We start from the raw sequence: 839 nt of genomic DNA on the forward strand, positions 1-839 counted from the left end.
ACGGACGAGGTGCCGCCAACGCTGATGTATCCGTTGGGCGCCAGAAGTTGCGTAGCGGACGGGATGTCTGTCGTGATCGTCCCGGTGGCAGCGGCGCCCGAGACCAGATCGGTCACCGCGTATTCCAGGATCTGCGTCGTTCCGGGCCGTGCGAAAAGCGCGACCTCATAGACCGATGTCAGATCGACGGTCGGCCTCGGGAAGCTCGCGCCAAGGTCGATCTTAGTCGCCGTGCCCGAGCCGTCGTTGTGCATGAACTGGATGTTTGCATCCCCTGAATCCCAGCCCATGCCGCAGATGTTGGTCAGGGTGGACGGGTTGACGTCCGTAGGCGCCGCTGCTGATGCCCGCATTCCCACGAAAGCCCGCGTGGTAGGGGTTGCGACTCCCGTTGCCGGCCCCCAGCGCCAGACAAGGTGAAAGCCGCCCAGCCCGGCCGCCGGCCCGCCAAGCGTCCATTGCAGGTTGTTGGCCCGCAGTCCGGCGACCGCCGTTGCCGATGCCGTGGTCACCCGCCAGGATCTGCGGCGCATGTAGGTATGCAGATTGGTGGTCGCCACGTTTTCCGTGGTCGCTGTTCCCGCCGCCGTAACCGCGATGCCGAACGATGTATCCGTGCCGCCGTTGCCGGTCGCCTGCCACAGTGCGACCCTGTTGCGCGCCAGCAGGGGCTGCAATTCGCTCTCCAGCCCGCTTGGCCCCATGAAGGACGGCATGGCGCGGCCGCCGACCTTGCGCCCGAACAGCTTCAGACCATCCGCAGCCGGTGCGGCCGGCGTCGCGATGGTCGGCAGGCGCAGCTGGCCGCCCTCGATCTCCACGTCCGCCGCGCCGCCGAA

At 67.5% G+C, this 839-nt stretch carries 1 pseudogene; it reads right to left on the reverse strand.

The window, feature by feature from the left end:
- Positions 1-839 (reverse strand): annotated as a pseudogene (locus FL625_RS18170) (hypothetical protein); the annotation flags it as partial.

This window comes from Tabrizicola flagellatus (assembly GCF_008271465.1).
Taxonomy (GTDB): Bacteria; Pseudomonadota; Alphaproteobacteria; order Rhodobacterales; family Rhodobacteraceae; genus Tabrizicola; species Tabrizicola flagellata.